Genomic DNA, 22,058 nt, shown 5'->3' on the forward strand with positions numbered 1-22,058 from the left:
GTTAAGGGATTCGCCTGACGGGCACGGCACCGCGCGTCCGCTCTGCCTGACGCCGCATATCGCTCAGGGTCGCGGCGGCACGCGACGTTTCGTGACCAGCGAGCCAGAGTTCGAAATCCGGCACCGGCAGCGCAGGCGAATAGACGAAGCCCTGAATGACATCGCAGCCGAGTTCGGTGAGAATCCGGCGCTGCCCGTCGGTCTCGACGCCCTCGGCGACCACGATCATGTCGAGGCTCTGGCCGACGCGTATGATGGCGCGCGTAATCGCCAGCGCGCTCGCCTCGCTTTCAAGGCCGCGCATGAAGCTGCGATCGATCTTCAACTCACGGATCGGCAGATGCGCGAGACGGCTGAGACTGGAATAGCCGGTACCGAAATCATCCATCGACAGCTGCACGCCGGACTTGCGAATTTTCTCCATGGTCTCGACGGCGGTCGAATGCTCGCTCATCACCACGCCTTCGGTGACCTCCAGCATCAGCATGTCCGGCGACAGGCCGTTTTCGGCGATCACCTCGCCGACCAGCGTGGCGAGATCACCATTCTGGAAATTGATCGGCGACAGATTGACCGAGACGCTGGGCACGTCGACGCCATTTTTGCGCCAGGCCGCGACCTGCCGGCAGGCTTCGCGCAGCGACCAGGTGCCTATCAGCTCGATCAGCCCGTATTCTTCCGCGAGCGGGATAAACTTCGATGGCGGCACTTCGCCGAGCACCGGATCGGACCAGCGGGCCAGCGCCTCGACACCGTAAAGGCGCCCGTCAGCGCGCACCTGCGGCTGATAATGAAGCCGCAGCGCATCCTGCACGATGGCATTGCGCAGCGCCGTACTGAAGGCGAGTCGCTCCTCGCTGACGCGGTTCATCTCCGCACTGAAGAAGCGATAGGTCGAGCGGCCGGCCTGCTTGGCCTGATACATCGCCGCATCGGCATGTTTGAGCAGACCGTCGATATCGCCGGCATTGTCGGGATAGATGCTGACGCCGATACTGGCCGATACCGGCACCAGCTTGGCGCCAAGCTGCATGGGCGGCAGCAGTGTCTCGAGCAGGCGGCTGGCGATCAAGGCGGCGCCTTCAACATCGCAATTCGGCAGCACAATGACGAATTCGTCGCCGCCCTGCCGGCTCAGCGTATCGGCTGGCCGGATCTGTTTGCACAGTCGTTGCGTGACCTTGATCAGCAACTCGTCGCCGATGGAATGACCGAGCGTGTCGTTGACGTCCTTGAAGTGATCGATATCGAGGAACATCACCGCGATGCGGTCCCGCGGCTTGCTCTTGTCGATCAGCCCCGTCAGAATCTGGCGCAGTTGCGCGCGGTTCGGTAGGCCGGTCAGCGCATCGAAATAGGCCAGACGCGCGATTTCGCTGCGGGCCTCGTGCCGTTCGATCGCCAGTGCGCACAGATGCACACAGGCATCGACGATGGTCTGGTGCCAGCGCGTCGGGCCGCGTGTCTCGCGGAAATAGAAGGCAAAGGCGCCGATGACGCGACCATCCCGCGCCTTGATCGGCGTCGACCAGCAGGCGCGCAGGCCGGCTTCCAACGGCAGACTGCTATAGAGCTGCCACCGCGGATCGGTGGCGATATCGGTGGCCAGCACCGCGTGGCCGAGAAAGGCCGCAGCGCCACAAGACCCGACATCGGGACCGATGGCGATACCATCAATGATCGGCGCAAATGCCGGCGGGAGGCTGGGGCCGCCGAGTGGATGGAGCCGACCGTCCGCGTCCACATGCAGCACCGACGGGACGATATCGGGCGCGATGGCTTCGACGCGGTGGCAGAGATCGCCGATCACATCCATGACCGGCATGTCATTGGCGAGATTTTCCAGCACATGATGCTGCAGCGAATGGATCTGCTTGCTCTCGGTGATGTCGTCGAGCACCGCGACCAGATGCTCGACCTCGCCGGCTTTATTGCGGCCTGCGTTGACGGTGCTTGAGATCCAGATCTCGTGACCGTTCTTGTCATAGACGAGGATATCCTCTTGCCCATGTCCTTCGGCGTCGATCTGCGCGTGAAACCGCTCCAGCGTTTCGTTGTCGGTATACTCTCCAGTCAGCAAATCCCGGGGGTGTTTGCCCATCGCTTCCGCAAGCGTGTATCCGAACAGCTCCGTAAAAGCGTCGTTGACATAGACGATGGTCATATCGCGTTTGGAGACCATCACGACACGGTCGGTCTTCTCGGCAACCAGTGCCATTAGCGCATTTTGCTCGCGGTCACGGACATCGTCCGTCACGTCGCGGATGAAGTTGATGTAGAGCGTCTTGCCGGCATAATCGACACGCGAGATCGAGAACGCGCCCCAGGCCTCGCTCCCGTCCTTGCGGCTGATCCTGAACTCGCGGCGGCCCTTGACCGCGGTCCGGGGGTCCATGGCAGACTTTGCCGCGATCACTCCATCGAGATGTTCGCGCACGTCGAGCGGCACAAGGACGCTGACCTGGCGTCCAACGACTTCGTCGCGGTGATATCCCCACATCCGCTCGGCCGCGGCATTGAAGTGCCGGATCTGGTTGTCGATACCCGTGATCACGACAGCATCGACCGCCTGTTCGAACGCCGAGAACAGTGCCTTCGCAGCTTCACTGGGCTGGCCGACGGGACTTGTAGGCATGAAACGACCTTCGATCACAGGAGCCGCGTGACCACGACGGCGGCTGTCTTCGTTACAACGGCAATGTCATTCGCAGGTACGAGTGTATTCGAACTCCAGTAGCTAAGAAGTTCGTTCGATCTCATATCGAGGGACCGGAATACCGGATGTCGTTAATAACGCGTTAACGACGATCGTCGACTTCTCAAGATTATATGGCTGCAAGCGCACCCGGCCGTATGTCCTCTTGCGAAGCTTCGGCCCGGCGCTCGACGACCAGCGCCGCCCAGCGTTCAGCTTGGCGGGCCACCAGCCAGGCTTCGAGATCGAATGCGGACAGTGCGGGCGAATACAGGAACCCCTGAATGACGTCACAGCCGAGCCCGGCGAGAATCCTGCGCTGCTCTTCGGTCTCGACGCCTTCGGCCACGACCGTCATGTTGAGGCTCTGCCCGACGCACACGATGGCGGTGGTGATCGCCAGAGCACAGACCTCGGTCTCGATACCGCGCATGAAGCTGCGATCGATCTTCAGCTCGCGCACCGGCAAATGCGCCAGGCGACTCAAGCTCGAATAGCCCGTGCCGAAATCATCCATCGACAATCCGATGCCGGCCGCACGGATCTGCTTCATGATCTCGATCGCGGCCGTGTGTTCGCTCATCACCGCGCCCTCGGTGACTTCGAGCATCAGCCGGTTCGGCGCCAGCCCGTTTTCCGCGATGATGTCGGAAATCAACGCCGGCAATCCTGGATTCAGAAAATTGATCGGCGACAGGTTGACCGAGACGCAAGGCACATCGAGCCCTGCCTTTTGCCACGCCGCAATCTGCCTGCACGCCTCGCGCAGCGACCAGACACCGATCTGCTCGATGAGGCCGCATTCCTCCGCGAGCGGAATAAACTTCGCTGGTGACACATCGCCCAATACGGGATCATGCCAGCGCGCCAATGCCTCGACACCGTACAGATCGCCGCTGCTCGCGCGGATCTGCGGCTGGTAGTGCAACCGCAGGCCGCCTTGTGCAAGCGCGTGGCGCAAAGCGGCGCTGAGACGAAGGCGCTCATCACTCACGCGGTCCATGTCGTTGCTGAAAAACCGATGTGTGGAGCGACCGGCTTGCTTGGCCTTGTACATTGCCGCATCGGCATATTTCAGCAGACTATCGAGATCGCGGGCATTGTCCGGAAACATGCTGATGCCGGCGCTGGCAGAAATCGGCACCTGATGGCCGCCGAGCTGCAGCGGAACCGACAGCGCCTCGGTGAGACGGCCCGCGATGCGGGAGGCGTCTGCCGCGATACAGTTCGGCATCAGGATGATGAATTCATCGCCGCCCTGACGACTCAGGATATCGCCGGGTCGGATGTGCTGATGAAGCCGCTGTGTGACGGCGACCAGCAAGTCATCGCCGACGGCATGCCCCAGCGTGTCGTTGACGTCCTTGAAGTGATCCAGGTCGAGAAATATCAGCGCCATCTGCGCATCTGCGGAGCATTCCGCGACGGCGCGCTCCATCAGCTGGCGCATATGGGTCCGGTTCGGCAGACCGGTGAGCGCATCGAAATAAGCAAGCCTCGAGATTTCGTTGCGCGCTTCCTCACGCTCGATGGCGACCGCGGCGAGATGGACACAGGCATCGACGATGCCGTGATGCAAGCGGCTGGGTCTGCGACATTCCCTGAAGTAGAATGCGAACGTGCCGATGACGCGCCCATCCTTGGTCTTGATCGGCATCGACCAACAAGCCTTCAGACCGGAAGCCAGCGGCGCGCTGTTGTATGGCAGCCAGAGAGGATCGTTTTCGATATCGGTGACCAGAACAGGCTCGCCGCGAAAGGCCGCGGTCCCGCAGGAGCCTACATCCGGTCCGATGGCAACGCCGTCCAGCGCCTGCGCATAACCTGCCGGAAGGCTTGGTCCTCCCAAAGGATGCAGCAGTCCCACGGAATCGACATGTAGCACCGAACAGACGACATCGGGCGCGATCTGCTCCACCTTCCGGCAAAGATTCTCCATCACGTCGAGCAGCGGCTGCTCATCGGCCAGCGCTTCAAGGATGTGATGCTGCAGCGACTGAAGCTGCTTGCTCTCGGTGATATCGGTCATCAATGCGACGAGGTGCTGGATTTTTCCATCCGCGCCATGAATCGCATTCAAGGCAACCGAGACCCAGACCTCGTTGCCGGCTTTGTCGTAAAGGAGAATTTCGTCTTCAGCAGAACCTTCCGTTCTGATCTGCCGGTCCAGATATGCAAGCGTCGCCTGGCTGGTATATGCGCCGACGAGGAATTCTTCGGGGATCAGTCCCGTCGCCTCATCCAGCGCGTAGCCGAACATGCCGGTGAAAGCGCCATTCACATAGCAGATCCGTGCGTCGCGACCCGCAATGTAGATAGCGCGTTTCGTCTTGTCGACCACGAGAGCCAGCGGGATAATTTCGTCCCTGCGCTTCGCCTCCTCCGTCACATCGCGGACGAAGCCCATATAGGTGATCTCGCCATTCACCTCGACCCGCGACATCGACAACGATCCCCAGATCTCGCTGCCGTCCTTGCGTTCGATTTTCACCTCGCGGCTATGACCGACGATGCGATTGACGCCAGTCGCGCGGTTCGCGGCGATGTATCCGTCATGCTGCGACCTGATGGCCATCGGCACCAGAAAGCTGATATTTCGCCCGAGCACTTCATCGCGCTCATAGCCCCACAACCGTTCGGCGGCGGCGTTGAAATGGGTCACGCTATTCGTGCTGTCGATCATCACGACAGCATCGATGGCCTGCTCCAGCCCGGCGAGGAGCGTCCTGGCCGCATCACTCTTCTCGACATGCACCAACGTCATAAACGCAACTCGCAATTACTTTGCTCAAACCATCGGACCGTCGTTGAAATGATCCGATCACCGGCTTTCAGCCGCGGTGGTGCAATCGTATGTGCGAGACGTCGCCAAATTGTTTTGCGCGGCGCCCGAGTTCCCGGCGGCCGCGAACGTACTTAAGGTTCGGATAAAACCACGCAGCCACAGCAGGACACGCAAGCAACGACGCAACCTTCGATAGATCGCGCGCTACTTAAGCGGTATCCTGACGCCGCTGATGCGGCCTGAGAATCTCAGTGGGCCTCAGCCGCGAGCACGGCCTCGACACGGATTTCTTCCGTGAGCCGCGCTTTGAGATCGGAAAAAGCCGGGCTGGTCTTGATTGTGTAGTGCCGCGGATGCGGCAGATCGACCGCGATATCGGCCTTGATGCGACCGGGACGCGCCGACATCACCACGGTGCGCGACGCCAAGAACACCGCTTCCTCGATATCGTGGGTGACGAAGATCACTGTCTTGCGCTCGCGCTCCCAGATGCCGAGCAGCAATTCCTGCATCAGGGCGCGGGTCTGGTTGTCGAGCGCGCCGAATGGCTCGTCGAGCAGCAGGATTTTCGGATCGTTGGCGAGCGCGCGCGCAATGGCCGTGCGCTGCTGCATGCCGCCGGAGAGTTGCTTCGGGAAATGATTGGCGAAACTGGTGAGGCCCACCTTCTCCAGCCACTCGCCGGCAATGCGCGTGCGTTCACGTTGCGAGACGCCGCGCTCGCGCAAACCGAAGGAGATGTTCTCGGAGACAGTCAGCCAGGGAAACAGCGTGTAGGACTGGAACACCATGCCGCGATCCGCGCCCGGACCGGTGATGGCCTTGCCGTCGAGCAGAATGCGGCCGGTGGTCGGCGTATCCAGCCCGGCGACCATGCGCAGCAGCGTGGACTTGCCGCAACCACTTGGTCCGAGGATCGTGACGAAGTCATTGTCCGCGACGGACAGATTGGTCGGCTCCAGCGCACGCGTCGGCGTGCCGCCGCGCACGGCAGGAAAAACCCGCGAGACGTTGTCGATGACGAGCTTGCTCAAATGATGCTCCACGGAAACAAGCGCCGGTTCGCAGCCTTGAACGCGTAGTCCGAAATCAAACCGATGATGCCGATGACGATGATGCCGAAAATGATCTGGCCAGTGGCCAGCAGCGCCTGGCTGTCGATGATCATGTGGCCGATGCCCGAGGACGAACCGATCAGTTCGGCGACGATGACATAGGTCCAGGCCCAGCCGAGCACGAGACGGAGAATTTCCGCGATCTCCGGCGCGGCGGATGGAATCAGCACGCGCTTCAGCACGCCGGCGTCGCGCGCGCCGAGCGTCAGCGATGCCTCGACGAGATCGCGGCGCACGCTGCCGACACTGACGGCGACCATCAGGATGAGCTGGAACACCGAGCCGATAAAAATCACCAGCAGCTTCTGCAATTCGCCGATGCCAGCCCACAGGATCAGCAGCGGAATGAAGGCAGAGGCTGGCAGATAGCGCGCAAAGGAGACGAAGGGTTCGAGAAAGGCTTCGATCGGCTTGTAGGCGCCCATCAGAATGCCGATCGGCACCGCGAACAGCGCCGCCAGCACGAAGCCGCCGATCACGCGCCAGATGGTCATGCCGATATCGTGCAGGAAGCCCTGCTTCACCAGCAGAAACCAGCCGTCCTGCAGCATGTTCCACGGATTGGCGAGGAAGGTCTTGGAAACGAAGCCGCCGAAGGTCGCATAGGACCACGCGGCAACGAACAGCACAAAGAACGATATGCCGAGCACCACGCGCGCGGTGGATGAGATGGGGGCGAGTGGTTTCATGCTGCGTATTCGATGCTCATGACCGTCATTGCGAGGAGCTCTTGCGACGAAGCAATCCAGTCTTCCTTAAGTAAGAGCTGGATTGCCGCGTCGCTTCGCTCCTCGCAATGACGGAAGCGACGGCGGAGATTTACTGAATGAAGCGCGGATCGGCGAGCTTCGTCAGATCCGGGATTTCCTTGATCACGCCGATCTCGAGCAGCAGCTCGGCCGCTTCCTTCGAGAACGCCTGATGCTCGCCGGCGAAGAACTTCTTGTTCGCCTCCTGATCCTGCCAGCGCAGATACTGCGCGGAGGCGCCGAACTTCTCGCCGGTCTGCTTCACGTCGGCGCCCATGATCTCGTAGGACTTGGCCTGGTCGGCCTTGATCATCGCGACGGCTTCGAAATAGCTCTTGGCCAACGCCTTCACGGCACCTTCGTTATCGGCGATGAATTTCGGCGTGCAGCCGAAGGTGTCCATGATCATCGGATAGTCGAGCGTGGTGGCGATGATCTTGCCGGCTTCCGGCTTCTCGCGCACGGCCGACAGATACGGCTCATAGGTCATCGCCGCATCGTTCTGGCCGGCGATGAAGGCCTGCGCCGCCGGACCCGGCTCCATGTTGACGACGGAGACGTCCTTCACGCTGAGGCCGTTCTTTTTCAGGAACCAGGCGAGCGTGAAATAGGGCGCGGTGCCCGGAGCCGACGCGGCAACCGTCTTGCCCTTCAGGTCCTTGATCGATGCGGTGCCGGCGCGCACGGCCATGCCGTCGGCGCCATAGGACTTGTCGAGCTGGAACAGCTGCGTGGTGGCGACGCCATTGGCATTCCACACCACCCAGGTCTCGACCGTGGTGGCGGCGCATTGCACGTCGCCCGAGGCGATGGCGAGATGGCGGCTGGCTTGCGGCACCTTCTTGATGGTGACGTCGAGTCCGTTCTTCGCGAAGATGCCGGCTTCCTTCGCCAGCGTCAGCGGCGCAAAACCCGTCCAGCCGGAAATGGCGATGGTGACCTTGGTCTGTGCCGCAGCCGGGGTCGCAACGAGAGCCGCGAGCATGGCGGCGACGGAAACTCCAATCAACTTCATAACGCACTCTCCTCAGCCAGATTTAGAATGATACTGCATGGCAACATGGCGGATTGCCAGAGTCAATTTCCGCAGACGGCCTGCGGCAGATGATTCATGCAGATGATTCATATCGTCCTCATGATCGCAGCCCCGTCGGCGTGAAGCGCGCGGTGAGCTGATACAGATCGTTCGGATAGGTGACGCGCACCGATGTGATGATCTTGTTCTTGCGCCAGGTGCGGCGCTCGACCACGAGACAGGCGGCCGGCTTCTTCAGCGTCAATGCCTTCAAGGCGACATCGTCGGCGAGACTTGCCGTAATCCGGTGTTCAGCCTCATTCCACGGCACGTGACCAAGCAGCCAGGTACCGGGCGGCACGCGCGTGAAATCGATTTCAGACGCGGGCGGCACCACGTCGAGATTGATCAGGCGCTCCTCCAGCGCGAAAGGCCTGCCTTTGGCAATGTGCCGACAGCTTAACACCAGCACATCGCAGCTCTTGTCGATGCCGAGACGTTCGAGATCGTCCTTGGTCGCCTTGCGCCGTTTGCGCGTGAGCAACTCATAAGCATAAGCCTCGCCGCGCTTGGCGATCTCGGCCTGGATATCCGGAATATGCAGCACCGCGGACTGCACCAGCGGCTTAGCGACAAAACTGCCGACGCGGCGCTTGCGTTCGATGACGCCGGCGGCTGCGAGGCCAGACAGCACCTTGTTCACTGTCATCCGCGAACAATTATAGCTCTCGACCAGCTCATGCTCGAATGGAATGCGATAGCCGGGCGGCCAGCGGCCGGAGAGGATCTTCTCTTCGAGATCGGCACGGATGCGCTGATACAGCGCCTGCGGCGCGGCCTGCGCTTTGCCATTTGCCGATTTTGATACGCGCGCTGTCGCCATCAGAGTGTCGCCAGCCGCTGCACGACGCGCCGATAGCGTTCGGTGATGGATGCGCGCTTGATGTGGCGACCGCCGTTGACGACCTGCCTGCCGCCGACGAAGACGTCGGAGATCGCCGACTTGCCGGCGACAAAGGTCATGGTATCGAGCCAGCGGTCGCCGGTGACGGCACAGAGATCGGGATGCGCGGTGTCCAGCACGACAATATCCGCACGCTTGCCGACCGCAAGTGCACCGATGGCGCGGCCCGAGGCCTGCGCGCCGCCGACCAGCGCATGTTCATAGAGCGCACGGCCAGTGGACTCGCCCTCATGGCGCGCCACGGCATTGCGGACGCGATAGGCCAGACGCTGGCTGTATTCGAGCTGCTTGAGTTCGCCCGGCGCGGTGATCTCGATATTGGAGTCGCTGCCGACGCCGAAGACGCCGCTGGCATCGATGAAGCGCGGGCCTTCAAAGATGCCGTCGCCGAGACTGGCTTCGGTGAGCGGGCACAGGCCGATGACGGCGCCTGTCTTCGCGACACCGACGGTTTCTGCATCGGTCATATGGGTCGCATGGATCAGCACCCAGCGCCTGTCGACCGGCATGTGATCGAGCAGCCACGCCACCGGGCGCTGGCCGGACCAGGCGATGCAGTCCTCGACCTCTTTGGTCTGTTCGGCGACGTGAATGTGAATCGGTCCATCCGGCACCGCCTTGAGGACGTCATTCAACGTCTCCGGCGTGATCGCGCGCAACGAATGCGGCGCGATGCCGATAACGGCGTCATTGACCGACTTGATCGCTTCACGCGATTTCTCCAGCAGCGCCAGAAAGCGCGCGGGATCATTGACGAAACGGCGCTGACCATGGATCGACGGCGCGCCGCCAAAGCCGCTGAAATTGTAGAAGGACGGCAGCAGCGTCAGGCCGATGCCGGTCTCGCTGGATGCCGCCGCGATGCGCGTACCCATCTCCGCGAGATTCGCATAGGGCGCGCCGGTCTCGTCGTGATGCAGATAGTGGAATTCCGCGACTGAGGTAAAACCGGCTTCCAGCATCTCGGCATAGGCGAAAGCCGCGATGGCTTCGACATCGTCAGGCGTCAGCGTATCGATGAAGCGATACATCAACTGCCGCCAGGTCCAGAAACTGTCTTGGGTGGCGCCGCGGATTTCGGTGAGGCCGGCCATGCCGCGCTGGAACGCATGGCTGTGCAGATTGGGCAATCCGGGCAGCGCCACGCCGCTGATGATTTCAGCGTCAGCGCTGCTCGAATTCGCGGCAACGGCCGTGATGGTGCCATTCTCGATTGCGACAACGACGTCGCGCGCCCAGCCTGACGGCAGCAGCGCGTGCGCGAAGAACAGCCTTTTTGCAGCACGTTGCGTGCCCATAGCGATTGCCTGTTGCATTCAAAAGACGCTCGACAATAAGCGAGGCCGCTGATTATGTATAGACATACGACGTCCCGAATTTACGGCAGTCCGTCATGACCTTCGATACCATCTGGACCAATGCACACCTTGCCACCATGGCGCCCGGCACGCCCGGCCTCGGGATTGTGGAGGACGGGTGCATCGCAGCAAAGGATGGCCGGATTGCTTACGCTGGTTCTGCGTCAGACCTGCCGCCGGATGCCGATGCCAAGACACGGATCGATTGCGAGGGTCGCTGGATCACGCCGGGGCTGGTCGATTGCCACACCCATCTGATCTATGGCGGCAACCGCGCCAGTGAATTCGCGATGCGGCTCGAGGGCGCGAGCTATGAGGACATTTCACGCGCCGGCGGCGGCATCGCCTCGAGCATGAAGGCGACGCGTGCGGCCAGCGAGGCGCAGCTCGTCGCCAGCGGATTGAAGCGGCTCGATCATCTGCTCGCCGAAGGCGTCACGACCATCGAGATCAAGTCGGGCTACGGCCTAGACAAGGAGACCGAGATCCGCTGCCTCACAGCGGCACGCCAGCTCGGCCGTGAGCGCGACGTGTCAGTCGTCACCTCATTTCTTGGCGCGCATGCGATGCCGCCGGAAGCAAATGGCGACAAGGATGCATATATCGACACGCTCATCGCCGAGATGCTGCCGGCGATTGCCGAACTGAAGCTCGCCGACGCCGTCGACGCTTTCTGCGAGGGCATCGCGTTTTCGCCGGAGCAGACAGCGCGGGTGTTTGCGGCCGCCAAGGCCCACGGCCTGCCGGTCAAGCTGCATGCCGACCAGCTCTCGAACCTGCATGGCGCGAAGCTCGCCGCCGAGCATAACGCGCTCTCCGCCGATCACCTCGAACATACGGACGAAGACGGCGTCGTCGCGCTGACCAAGGCCGGCACCGTCGCGGTGGTATTGCCGGGTGCTTACTACACCCTGCGCGAAACCCAGGCGCCGCCGATCGCGCTGTTTCGCAAGCACGGCACGCATCTGGCGCTGGCCACCGACAGCAATCCCGGCACGTCGCCGCTGACCTCGCTGCTGCTGACCATGAACATGGGCGCGACACTGTTCCGCATGACCGTGGATGAATGCCTGCTCGGCGTGACGCGCGAAGGCGCGCGGGCGCTGGGCAGGCTGAGCGAAGTCGGCACGCTGGAGCCAGGCAAGGCCTGCGATCTCGCCATCTGGGACATCGAACACCCCGCCGAGCTGGTCTACCGCGTCGGCTTCAATCCGCTTCACGCCCGCGTCTGGCGCGGCCGAACGAGCGCAACAGCTTCCAAGTAAGGACGAGTTATCATGGATCGCAGCAAGAACAGCCGCATCGTACGCAGCCCGCGCGGCACTGAACTCTCCGCCAAGGACTGGCTCACCGAAGCGCCGCTGCGCATGCTGATGAACAATCTCGATCCGGAAGTGGCCGAAAACCCGAACGAGCTCGTGGTCTATGGCGGCATCGGCCGCGCCGCACGTAACTGGGAAGCCTTCGACCAGATCGCCAAATCGCTCCGTGAACTCAATGCCGATGAGACGCTGCTGGTGCAATCCGGCAAGCCAGTCGGCGTGTTCAAGACGCATGCGGATGCGCCGCGCGTGCTGATCGCCAATTCCAATCTCGTGCCGCGCTGGGCCACCTGGGAGCACTTCAACGACCTCGATCGCAAGGGCTTGATGATGTATGGCCAGATGACGGCCGGCTCGTGGATCTATATCGGCTCGCAGGGCATCGTGCAGGGCACCTACGAGACCTTCGTCGAGGCCGGACGGCAACACTATAATGGCGATCTCTCCGGCAAATGGATTCTCACCGCCGGCCTCGGCGGCATGGGCGGCGCGCAAACGCTGGCGGCGACCATGGCCGGCGCGTCGTGCCTCGCGGTGGAGTGTCAACCGAGCCGCATCGAGATGCGCTTGAAGAGCCGTTATCTCGACGTACAGGCGAAGGATCTCGATGATGCATTGGCGATCATCGAGAAGGCCAACAGAGAGAAGAAGCCGATCTCGGTCGGCGTGCTCGGCAACGCTGCCGACATCTTCCCTGAACTGGTCCGCCGCGGCGTCAAGCCGGACATCGTCACCGACCAGACCTCGGCGCATGATCCGGTCAACGGCTATCTCCCGAAGGGCTGGACGCTCTCGGAATGGGAAGCCAAGCGCGCCACCGATCCGCAATCCGTCGAGAAGGCCTCGCGCAAATCGATGAGCGAGCACGTCCGCGCCATGCTGGACTTTCACGAGATGGGCGTGCCGACGGTCGATTACGGCAACAACATCCGCCAGATGGCGAAGGAAGAAGGCGTCGACAACGCGTTCGACTTCCCCGGCTTCGTCCCCGCTTACATCCGCCCGCTATTCTGCCGCGGCATCGGTCCATTCCGCTGGGCCGCGCTCTCCGGCGATCCCGAGGACATCTACAAGACCGATGCCAAGGTGAAAGAAATTCTCGGACATAACAAGGCGCTGGTGAACTGGCTCGACATGGCGCGCGAGCGCATCCAGTTTCAAGGCCTGCCGGCGCGCATCTGCTGGGTCGGCCTCGGCGATCGTCATCGCCTCGGCCTCGCTTTCAACGAGATGGTGGCGTCGGGCGAGTTGAAGGCGCCGATCGTGATTGGCAGGGATCATCTGGACTCCGGTTCGGTGGCCAGCCCGAACCGTGAAACCGAAGCCATGAAGGACGGCTCCGATGCCGTCTCCGACTGGCCGCTGCTCAATGCGCTGCTCAACTGCGCATCTGGCGCAACCTGGGTGTCGCTGCATCACGGCGGCGGCGTCGGCATGGGCTTCTCGCAGCATTCCGGCATGGTCATCGTCGCCGACGGCACGCCGGAAGCGGCCAAGCGCCTCGAACGCGTGTTGTGGAACGATCCGGCCACCGGCGTGATGCGCCACGCGGATGCAGGCTATGAGGAAGCCATCGACTGCGCCGAGGAACATCACCTCAATCTGCCATCGCTGCACGCCAAGGGCTGAGTGCGGCGCATGCAGATCCTGCGCGCCGCGAACTACAAGGTGATGCCCTGGAAGAACGGGCTGGGATCGACCACGGAGATTGCGATCTTCCCGGCGAATGCAAAGCTGGACGATTTCGACTGGCGCGTCAGTATGGCGCAGGTGACGAGCGACGGACCGTTCTCGTCATTTCCCGGGATTGATCGTACACTTCTGGTCATCGATGGTGCCGGCATCGACCTCAATGTCCACGGCAGCACATTTGTGCGCATTGATCGCAGTACGATCCATTCCTTCCCGGGCGATCAGCAAACGTCAGCGACACTGATCGACGGTTCCATTACAGATTTGAATGTGATGAGCAGGCGCGGGATCGTCTCACAGCATGTGAGACGCATCAACGTCATGAAACGTCAGGATTTTATAGTTTCTGCACAAGCGTTTCTGTTCGTTGAGCATGGCACTGCGACCGTACGGTCGGCATCGACCGTCGACAGCCTGTCGACGCATGATGGGCTGCTTGTGGAACAAGGATCAGCACCTGTCGCGATTGAGTCCGATGCGACGGCGCGTGTAGTCATCATCGAATTCGGTAGATAGCCGCCACACACTGATTTTGATGACGCCATAAATTCCGGAAATGCCATCCAAATCAAATATATAACCAAGAGTGATTACGCCTATATGATTGGTAGAGAATCGCGACACCCCTTGGTCCGACTCATGGCGCAATTGCGAGGCTGGATATTCAAATGCACAAGCGGCATCTCAATATTCCGATTGAAATTGTTCGTACCGTCGTTGCCATTTCAGAAACGGGTAGCTTGACCAAGGCTGCGGAGCAATTGGGGTTGAGTCAGCCCGCGGTGAGTTCGCAGATCAAGCGCCTCGAACAACTTGTTGGCGGTTCGCTGTTCAGCAAGACGCCGAACGGAAGTTGTCCGACCGATCTCGGCAAGCTGGTGCTTGCGCAGGCGCGCAAGATCATCGAGGCCAACGATCAGGTGCTTGCGCTCGGCGGAGCCGATAATCATGTCGACCGGCTTCGTTTGGGCCTGAGCGTTGTCCTCGCGCAGCGCTTCGTCGCCGAGCAGAGCCTGAGCAACCTCAATGACATCCATATCCATGCCGGAATGTCCACCGAGATTGCGACAGCATTGATCGACGGCCATATCGACGTCGGGTGTTTTTTCCAGCGGGGAGAAATCAGTCCCGATCTGGCTCCGCTCATTGTCGATGAATCCGAGGATCGGCTGGCATGGGTTCGCTCGAAATCATTCGTGCTCAGCCCCGGCGCACCGATCCCAATCGTCACCTGGACCAATGACGACTGGATGATTCATACGCTCACGCGGCATGGCCTTTCCTATCGGATTGCCTTCAGCAGTCAGGACTACAGCGCGAAGAAAGCCGCCGTCGAAGCCGGCATCGGACTGACGGCTGTTCCCAGCCGGATCATTCCGCCGGGACTGGTCTGGGCCAGGGACTATTACTTGCCGGAGCTTCCGACCATCAAAGCGCTGCTCTGCATTCGCCCGGGTATGACATCGCCGCGTGTCCTGGAAATCAAGGATCAGCTCTCGGCGATGTTCCTGCGCCCCGCACTGCCCATGGAAAACGACAAAGTTGCCTAGCGAAGCCGCATATTTCAGAGAGCAGGCCGAGCGCTGCGAAAAGCTGGCGCGGGAGATTGATGACCCCGTGGTTCGCGAACGACTGCTGAACCTGGCCACGGAATATGCTCGCCGCGCGGAAAGGAAACCTGTGCAGCCCCGAGCCCGGCAATCGCCGCGGCCGGATCGGCGCTGAGCGACAACGCGCTACTGCCGGATGCCGTGTTTTTCCAGATCCGCCTGAACCGCCTCGTCGGAGAGGTCGAGCTTGCGCGAATGTTTCCAGTCGTGATGCGAGGTCTCGACGAGACGCTTCACAACATGATGCGCATCGGTCTCAATGGCCAGCTCGCGGCGATCGTCAAAACTGCCCGGCGTGAGATTGATGGAACCGACGATAGCGCGTTCCTCGTCGGCTAACAGCATCTTGCCGTGCAGCTTCATGTCATTGAGCCGGTGCACCTTGGCGCCGACGTCATGCATAATGCGCAGCCCCCCGATCCCCTCGATCAGCTTGTTCTTCTTCAGCTTGTGCGGCTGCCGCGCCATGATGTGGACCTGAACGCCGCGCAGCACAGCGCGAACCAGCCGCTCGATGATGTCCGTGTCCTGATAACGCTCGTTCTGGATCCAGAGCGTGTCCCGCGCGGAATCGATGAAAGCACCGATCCGCTCGCGGCCGTTGTTCGGGCACCAGATCAGTTGCGAGTCCGGGTTCGGCACGAAATCCTGCTTCGCCCAGTCGGCCTCGAAGCAATCCACCATCTCGGAAATTTCGAGCTTCTTGGTCGTGGTCACCGCGTAGTCGCGCGTCTCGGTGAGATCGCGGGTCTCCCAGTTCAGCGACTCGACAAAGCCCCACTCATGATCGATCATCATCGATTTCTGATGGGTCAGCGCGAAGGCCGGATTGCTGTCACGGACCTCGACCCCGGCAGCAGCCAGCGCCGCGGCGGTTTCGTTATTCTCGCTCTCGCCGTTGCGCCGTGCCGGATTGAGCATGACGCGCACTTTGACGCCGCGCCGCTTCGCCGCGATCACCTCATGCAGCAGCGTCGGATCGGTGAACAGGAACATCCGGATGTTCAGGCTGCGCTTTGCCGCCCTGATCGGATCGATGATGCACTGCGCGGTGTCATCCGGAAACACGAGCAGGTTATGCGTCATGATTGACCTCTCGCGAGAAATAAAGGTGCCCGCAAACGGCTGTTGGTTCTGCAAAACAGCGTCATGGCCTGGAACTACGTCTCCGACTCTATACTTGAATGCGGCGCGGCAGAAAATGGGGCCCGCGCCAGCGCCGAACGGCGGTGATGAATGAGGTTATCGAGGCGCTGTGCCGAAGAGACCAGCGTCGCCATTTCAAGTGCATCGTCATCATTGCGCATGGTCTTCGCCAATTGCGCGCTGAGAAGATCGTCGACCTCCTGCTCGATCGCGCACAGTTCCGCATCGTCCGCCGCCGCCCGGATCCGGCGCGGCAATGCATAAAGTGCATTGAGTGTCGCCTCACGGTGGTCGGGCGGGCGGATGCCGAGGAATTTCCAGGCGGCAGCCAGCACAGAGGCAAGGGCGCCAAGGATCATGGGGGCGAGATAGATGTCGTCGCCGTATTTGTCCATGAAGCTCTGCTCGGTACCGTTGTAGTAGGCAGCAGCGCCGGGATGGATGGGGATAAAGGCATCGGGATCGGTGTCGGCCGCGGCGATACCGGCCAGTTGCGGTTGCCCGGCGATCAGATCGCGGCGCGCCGCGATCACCATTTCGGTCAGACGCGCGATCAGACTGGAATGGAGCTTCTTGTTTGCGACCAGATAGTAACTGACCCGAAGCGTTGTCACGTCATCATCCGGGACGGGCGGCGCACCGCGGAGCGACCCTTTCGGAATGTCGAAGCTTTCATAGGCGCCATTGGCATCGGCAATGGCGCCGGCGGCATCGATCGGGATCAGCACCGGTGCACCGGTTTTGAAGAGACCGCGCACCAGGGACAAATACTTCTCGGTCAGCGGAATCACCACCAGCAGGGCGCCGACTTCCTTGGCTTCCACCGCGCGCCGGGTATCGCTGACCTCAAGATTCTTGAATGTGACCCTCGCGCTCGTCAGGTCGTATTGCTTGGTGAGCGCATCGACCAGCTTGCGATTGACCTCGCCGCCCACCACACCGACGGTGCGGCCGCGCAGGCCTTCGACGCTGGTGATTTTCGAGCCGGGAGGCGCGATCAGCATGACGACCGCCTTGGCCATGACGGCAACAGCGCGCGCCTCGGAGAGATCGCCGACATCGGCCCGGACCACAGCGAGATCGACCTTGCCGGAGGAGAATGCCTTGCCCGCATCGACGGCGTTGCCGAAGGTCTCGAAATCCAGCCGGATCGGCGACTTCCTGGTGGCGAAATGGCTGGCGATGATCGATGCCGTCTTGCCGGCTTCGCCATCGATCGACCCGACCGCCAGCTTGAGCACGGTCGGACGCTCGATGTAGCGCCAGGTCAGAAGGCCGCCGCCCAGCACCAGACCGAGGATGCCGGCCAGCAGAAGCACCCTGCCCCAGAACGGGAAAGCAACGGATCGCACGTTCATGTTCGGTCCTGCGCAGCCCTGCCAGATTAACTGACGCTCCTGCCCGCATGCCACAATGCGCGGGCTGTCAGCAAAAATCCATCTGTACCCGACTACAGTTAAGACCCGCTAACCGACGGCGGCTATATACTGCGGCCGCCCGGACTGCTCATGATTCCCGGTCTGGCCGTGTTGCTGGAGACAATGTTCGATGACTCGTCTGGTACTCGAGATGCTCCGGCCCTATCGCGGCTGGCTGATCATCGTCTTCCTCGCCATGCTGGTCGAGATCGCCATGAGCCTGGCCGCGCCCTGGCCGCTGAAACTGGTGCTCGATGACGCGCTGGGCAGCCATCACCTGCCCGCCTGGTTGGACTGGGCCCATGACTACGGCATCGGCCGCCATACACTCGGCGTCGCATTGTTCGCCGGCATCGCCACCCTGGTCATCGCCGTGATCGGCGCGATCGCCACTTATATCGACAACTACTACTCGACATCGGTTGGCCAGTGGGTGGCCAACGACCTGCGCATCCGCATCTATGCGCATCTGCACCGGCTGTCGCTGCGCTATTATGACAAGGCCAAGACCGGCGCGCTGATGTCCACGATCACGACAGACGTCACAACGCTGCAGAACTTCGCTTCATCATCGACGCTGGATATCCTGCTCGATCTCATCACCATCGTCTTCATGATCGGGCTGATGTTCTGGCTCGACTGGGATTTTACGCTGATCGCGCTCGGCATCACGCCGTTCCTGATCGTCTTCGTGTTCCATTTCAAGCGCGCCGTGAAGGAGGTCACGCGCACGGTGCGGCAACGGCAGAGCGAGATCGTTGCCGTGGTCCAGCAGGGCCTCGGCCAGGTGCGCGCAGTCACGGCCTTCGGCAGGCAGGATCTCGAACTGGCACGGCTGGAAGCCGCCAGCCATGCAACGGTCGAGGCCGCCATGAAAGCGCGTCAGGTGAAGTCGTTGCTCTCGCCTGTGGTCAGCATCGTGGTGGCGTTCTGCACCGCCATCGTGCTGTGGAAGGGCACCTCGCTGATTGTCGCTGGCACCATGACGGCTGGCGCGCTCACCGTGTACCTCGCTTATCTCGCGCAGTTCTTCAAACCGGTGAAGGATCTCGCCAGCATGACCAGCGCGATCGCGCAGACCACCGTGGCGCTGGAGCGGATCCAGAATATTCTCGCGGCTGATGATGTGATCATGGAGAAACCGGGTGCCGTCGATCCCGGCCGTGCCAAAGGCGCCATCACCTTCGAGAACGTCGCCTTCGCCTATAGCGAGGAGGCCAGCGTGCTCCGCGACGTCTCGCTGCATATCGAACCCGGCCAGATCGTCGGCGTCGTCGGACCGACCGGCTCCGGTAAATCCACGGTGCTGAGCCTGATCCCGCGCTTCTACGACGCAACATCGGGGCGCGTGCTGATCGATGGCGTCGATGTCACCGATTACAAACTGTCCGCCCTGCGCGCTCAGGTCGGCTTCGTGCTGCAGGAGACGGTGCTGTTCCGCGGCACGATCCGCGAGAACATCGCTTATGGCCGCCCTGGTGCAACTGACGAGGAGATCGTCGCGGCCGCGAAGATCGCCAATGCCGACGAGTTCATCAGCCGCATGCCGCATGGCTACGACTCCATGGTCGGCGAACGCGGCGACACGCTGTCTGGCGGCCAGCGTCAGCGCATCGGCATCGCGCGTGCGGTGGTGCGCAACAGCCCGATCATGATCCTCGACGAGCCGACAGCAGCGCTCGATCCGGAATCCGAAGCGCTGGTGATCGAGGCGCTGCGCCGGCTGATGCAGGGCCGCACCGTCATCATGATCGCGCATCGGCTCTCGACCATTCGCGACGCCGACAAGATCATCGTGCTGAAAGAAGGCGTCGTCGCCGAGCAGGGCTCCAACGACGAACTGATCGCGCAAGGCGGCATCTATGCAGAACTGGTGAAGATCCAGCAGCGGGTAGTGAACGATCAGTCCGCGGGCGCATCGTAAGCGGTGTCGGAGCGCTTCTTTATAATCATTCTAATAACATACGTGCGTTTGTCTTGACCTTGTCAGGACGCTGCTCGACAAGGTCGGGCATGACCGTCCACCAGACTGCATCCGAAACATCCATACACGAATTGCGCCTCGGCAATGCGCCGCGCGGATTCATCGGAACCATCGTGGCGTTGCAGCCCGATATTGCAGGCGCCGCCGAGAGCGGCCACGAGCTCGAACGGCATCTGCTGGAAATGGGCTTCACCGAAGGCGCGCGCGTCGAGATCCTGCATCAGGGCGCTATCCAGCGCGATCCGATCGCGGTGCGCGTCGACAATATTACGATCGCCGTTCGCCGGCGCGAAGCCATGGCAGTTGTTGTGAAATGACCCATACAGACGTGACCACCGAGCGCTTCCATCTCGCGCTGGTGGGAGCCCCCAATAGCGGCAAGACATCGCTGTTCAACGCACTCACCGGCAGCCGCCAGAAGGTGGCCAACTATGCGGGCGTCACCGTCGAGCGCAAGGCAGGCGCCTTCGTCACGCCGGCCGGCCGTCAGGTGACGCTGCTCGACCTGCCTGGCACCTATTCGCTGCGCGGCCGCAGCCCGGATGAAGAGATCACCCGCGACGTCGTGCTCGGCAAGCGCCCCGGCGAAGCTGCGCCCGATCTGGTCCTGTGCATCGCCGACGCCACCAATCTGCGCCTCACGCTGCGGCTGATCCTGGAACTCAAACGTACCGGTCGCCCGCTGCTGGTGGTGCTCAACATGTTCGACATCGCGCAGCGCCGCGGCGTCAGCATCGATGTCGATGCGATGTCCGCAGCACTCGGCGTGCCGGTGATCACCTCGATCGCGGTGAAGAAGGCCGGCGTCGAGGAATTGCGCAAGCGCACCGACGAATTCGCCGCCAACATGCCGACGGTCGCCGACGGCGATGGCTGGAAGCCGCTTGGCCTGTCCGACATGAAGGCGCTGCAGCGCGAGGCTGACCGCATCATCCGTGACACCGTCACGATGCCGACCAAGCCGGACACGCTGACCACGCGCGTCGATGCCGTGGTGCTGCATCCGGTCGCCGGCCTCGCGATCCTCGCGCTCATTCTGTTCGTGATGTTCCAGGCGGTGTTCTCCTGGGCGCAGCCGCTGATGGAGCTGCTGTCGGATTCGTTCGGCGCGCTGGGTACGCTGGTGGCACAGGTGCTGCCTGAAGGCATCTTGCAGAGCTTCCTGCAGAACGGGTTGATCGCCGGCGTCGGCAGCGTGCTCGTGTTCCTGCCGCAGATCATCATCATCTTCCTGTTCATCCTGCTGCTGGAAGATTTCGGCTACATGGCGCGCGCCGCGTTCCTGATGGACCGCATCATGGGCGGCGCCGGCCTGCACGGCCGCGCCTTCATCCCGCTGCTGTCGAGCTTCGCCTGTGCGATCCCCGGCATCATGGCGACGCGCGTCATCGACAATCGCCGCGACCGCCTGACCACCATCCTGATCGCGCCGCTGATGACCTGTTCGGCGCGCATCCCGGTCTATACGCTGATCATCTCGGCCTTCATCCCAGCGGAAAATGTCTGGGGCTGGGTCAACCTGCAGGGTCTGGTGATGTTCGGGCTCTATGTGGCCGGCATCGGCAGCGCACTCGCCGCATCCTTCGTGATCAAGTTCTTCATGTGGCGCGACTACCAACCCGCGCCATTCATGCTGGAATTGCCGGACTACAAGCTGCCACGCCTCAAGAGCATCGCCATCGGCGTCTATACCCGCGCCAAGATGTTCCTGCAGCGCGCCGGCACCACGATCCTGTCGATGATGATCCTGATCTGGTTCCTGGCCTCGTTCCCGCAGGCACCGGCCGGCGCCGAAGGGCCGGCGATCAATTACAGCCTCGCCGCGATGATCGGAAAATTCCTGGAGCCGTTCTTCGCCCCGCTCGGCTTCAACTGGCAGATCGCGGTGGCGCTGATCCCCGGCATGGCGGCGCGCGAAGTCGCGGTCGGCGCGCTCGGCACCGTCTATGCGATCGAAGGCGGCAAGGAAGCGGCGGACGCCATCGGCCAGGCGCTGGCCAGCAAATGGAGCCTTGCGACAGCCCTGTCGTTCCTGGCCTGGTTCATCTTCGCCCCGCAATGCGCCTCGACACTGGCCGTGATCCGCCGCGAGACCGGCAGCACCAAGTGGATGGTGGTGACGTTCCTCTACATGTTCGCACTGGCCTATGTGGCGAGCCTGATCACCTACACGATCGCGAAGGCCGCCGGGCTGGGGTGAGACTC

At 61.9% G+C, this 22,058-nt stretch carries 16 protein-coding genes; 7 read left to right on the forward strand and 9 right to left on the reverse strand.

The genetic code is table 11. From position 1 onward, the window contains the following. Position 1 precedes the first annotated feature (1 nt). From AC1DUY_RS17645 to AC1DUY_RS17675, 7 genes are all read right to left on the reverse strand, one after another. Positions 2-2,635 (reverse strand): EAL domain-containing protein, encoded by a 2,634-nt coding sequence (locus AC1DUY_RS17645; RefSeq protein WP_478115923.1) that lies wholly within the window; start codon positions 2,633-2,635, stop codon positions 2-4. 190 nt (positions 2,636-2,825) lie between these two features. Beyond that, complete coding sequence (locus AC1DUY_RS17650) at positions 2,826-5,459, reverse strand: EAL domain-containing protein (RefSeq protein WP_478115925.1); 2,634 nt, start codon at positions 5,457-5,459, stop codon at positions 2,826-2,828. Positions 5,460-5,728: 269 nt separating this feature from the next. After that, a complete protein-coding gene (locus AC1DUY_RS17655; protein ID WP_478115927.1) occupies positions 5,729-6,514 on the reverse strand; it encodes an ABC transporter ATP-binding protein in 786 nt (261 codons plus the stop codon). Then, positions 6,511-7,284: an ABC transporter permease gene (locus AC1DUY_RS17660; protein WP_478115929.1), complete on the reverse strand. Its 774-nt coding sequence runs from the start codon at positions 7,282-7,284 to the stop codon at positions 6,511-6,513. The genes AC1DUY_RS17655 and AC1DUY_RS17660 overlap by 4 nt, the downstream gene beginning before the upstream one ends. 130 nt (positions 7,285-7,414) lie before the next feature. Beyond that, a complete protein-coding gene (locus AC1DUY_RS17665; protein WP_120288197.1) occupies positions 7,415-8,359 on the reverse strand; it encodes an ABC transporter substrate-binding protein in 945 nt (314 codons plus the stop codon). A 118-nt stretch (positions 8,360-8,477) separates the two neighbouring features. Beyond that, positions 8,478-9,242: a histidine utilization repressor gene (gene hutC / locus AC1DUY_RS17670; protein ID WP_439073405.1), complete on the reverse strand. Its 765-nt coding sequence runs from the start codon at positions 9,240-9,242 to the stop codon at positions 8,478-8,480. Next, entirely contained in the window at positions 9,242-10,621 is a 1,380-nt protein-coding gene (locus tag AC1DUY_RS17675; protein WP_478115932.1) for a formimidoylglutamate deiminase, read from the reverse strand. The genes hutC and AC1DUY_RS17675 overlap by 1 nt, the downstream gene beginning before the upstream one ends. A gap of 95 nt (positions 10,622-10,716) precedes the next feature. On the opposite strand from AC1DUY_RS17675, the gene hutI reads away from it, so the two are divergent. From hutI to AC1DUY_RS17695, 4 genes are all read left to right on the forward strand, one after another. Beyond that, positions 10,717-11,946: an imidazolonepropionase gene (gene hutI / locus AC1DUY_RS17680; RefSeq protein ID WP_478115934.1), complete on the forward strand. Its 1,230-nt coding sequence runs from the start codon at positions 10,717-10,719 to the stop codon at positions 11,944-11,946. 12 nt (positions 11,947-11,958) lie between these two features. Beyond that, complete coding sequence (hutU, locus tag AC1DUY_RS17685; protein ID WP_478115936.1) at positions 11,959-13,632, forward strand: urocanate hydratase; 1,674 nt, start codon at positions 11,959-11,961, stop codon at positions 13,630-13,632. A 9-nt stretch (positions 13,633-13,641) separates the two neighbouring features. After that, positions 13,642-14,211 (forward strand): HutD/Ves family protein, encoded by a 570-nt coding sequence (locus AC1DUY_RS17690; RefSeq protein WP_478115938.1) that lies wholly within the window; start codon positions 13,642-13,644, stop codon positions 14,209-14,211. 152 nt (positions 14,212-14,363) lie between these two features. Continuing rightward, entirely contained in the window at positions 14,364-15,245 is an 882-nt protein-coding gene (locus tag AC1DUY_RS17695; RefSeq protein WP_441228459.1) for a LysR family transcriptional regulator, read from the forward strand. 186 nt (positions 15,246-15,431) lie between these two features. Here the strand turns inward: AC1DUY_RS17695 and AC1DUY_RS17700 are convergent, their stop codons facing one another. Then, positions 15,432-16,391 (reverse strand): phospholipase D-like domain-containing protein, encoded by a 960-nt coding sequence (locus AC1DUY_RS17700; protein WP_478115941.1) that lies wholly within the window; start codon positions 16,389-16,391, stop codon positions 15,432-15,434. Positions 16,392-16,465: 74 nt separating this feature from the next. Then, positions 16,466-17,809 carry a TAXI family TRAP transporter solute-binding subunit gene (locus AC1DUY_RS17705; RefSeq protein ID WP_478115943.1) on the reverse strand — a complete coding sequence of 448 codons (1,344 nt, stop codon included), beginning with the start codon at positions 17,807-17,809 and terminating at the stop codon, positions 16,466-16,468. A gap of 190 nt (positions 17,810-17,999) precedes the next feature. On the opposite strand from AC1DUY_RS17705, the gene AC1DUY_RS17710 reads away from it, so the two are divergent. The 3 genes from AC1DUY_RS17710 (at position 18,000) to feoB (ending at position 22,053) form a co-directional block, all read left to right on the forward strand. Beyond that, on the forward strand, positions 18,000-19,793 hold the full coding sequence (locus AC1DUY_RS17710) for an ABC transporter ATP-binding protein (RefSeq protein WP_478115945.1): 1,794 nt from the start codon (positions 18,000-18,002) through the stop codon (positions 19,791-19,793). 89 nt (positions 19,794-19,882) lie between these two features. Further along, positions 19,883-20,170 carry a FeoA family protein gene (locus AC1DUY_RS17715; RefSeq protein ID WP_175365953.1) on the forward strand — a complete coding sequence of 96 codons (288 nt, stop codon included), beginning with the start codon at positions 19,883-19,885 and terminating at the stop codon, positions 20,168-20,170. Then, entirely contained in the window at positions 20,167-22,053 is a 1,887-nt protein-coding gene (gene feoB, locus AC1DUY_RS17720; protein ID WP_478115947.1) for a ferrous iron transporter B, read from the forward strand. Before AC1DUY_RS17715 ends, feoB begins: the two co-directional genes overlap by 4 nt. Positions 22,054-22,058: the final 5 nt, after the last annotated feature.

The sequence above is a fragment of the Tardiphaga sp. P4_G1 genome, from assembly GCF_056401215.1.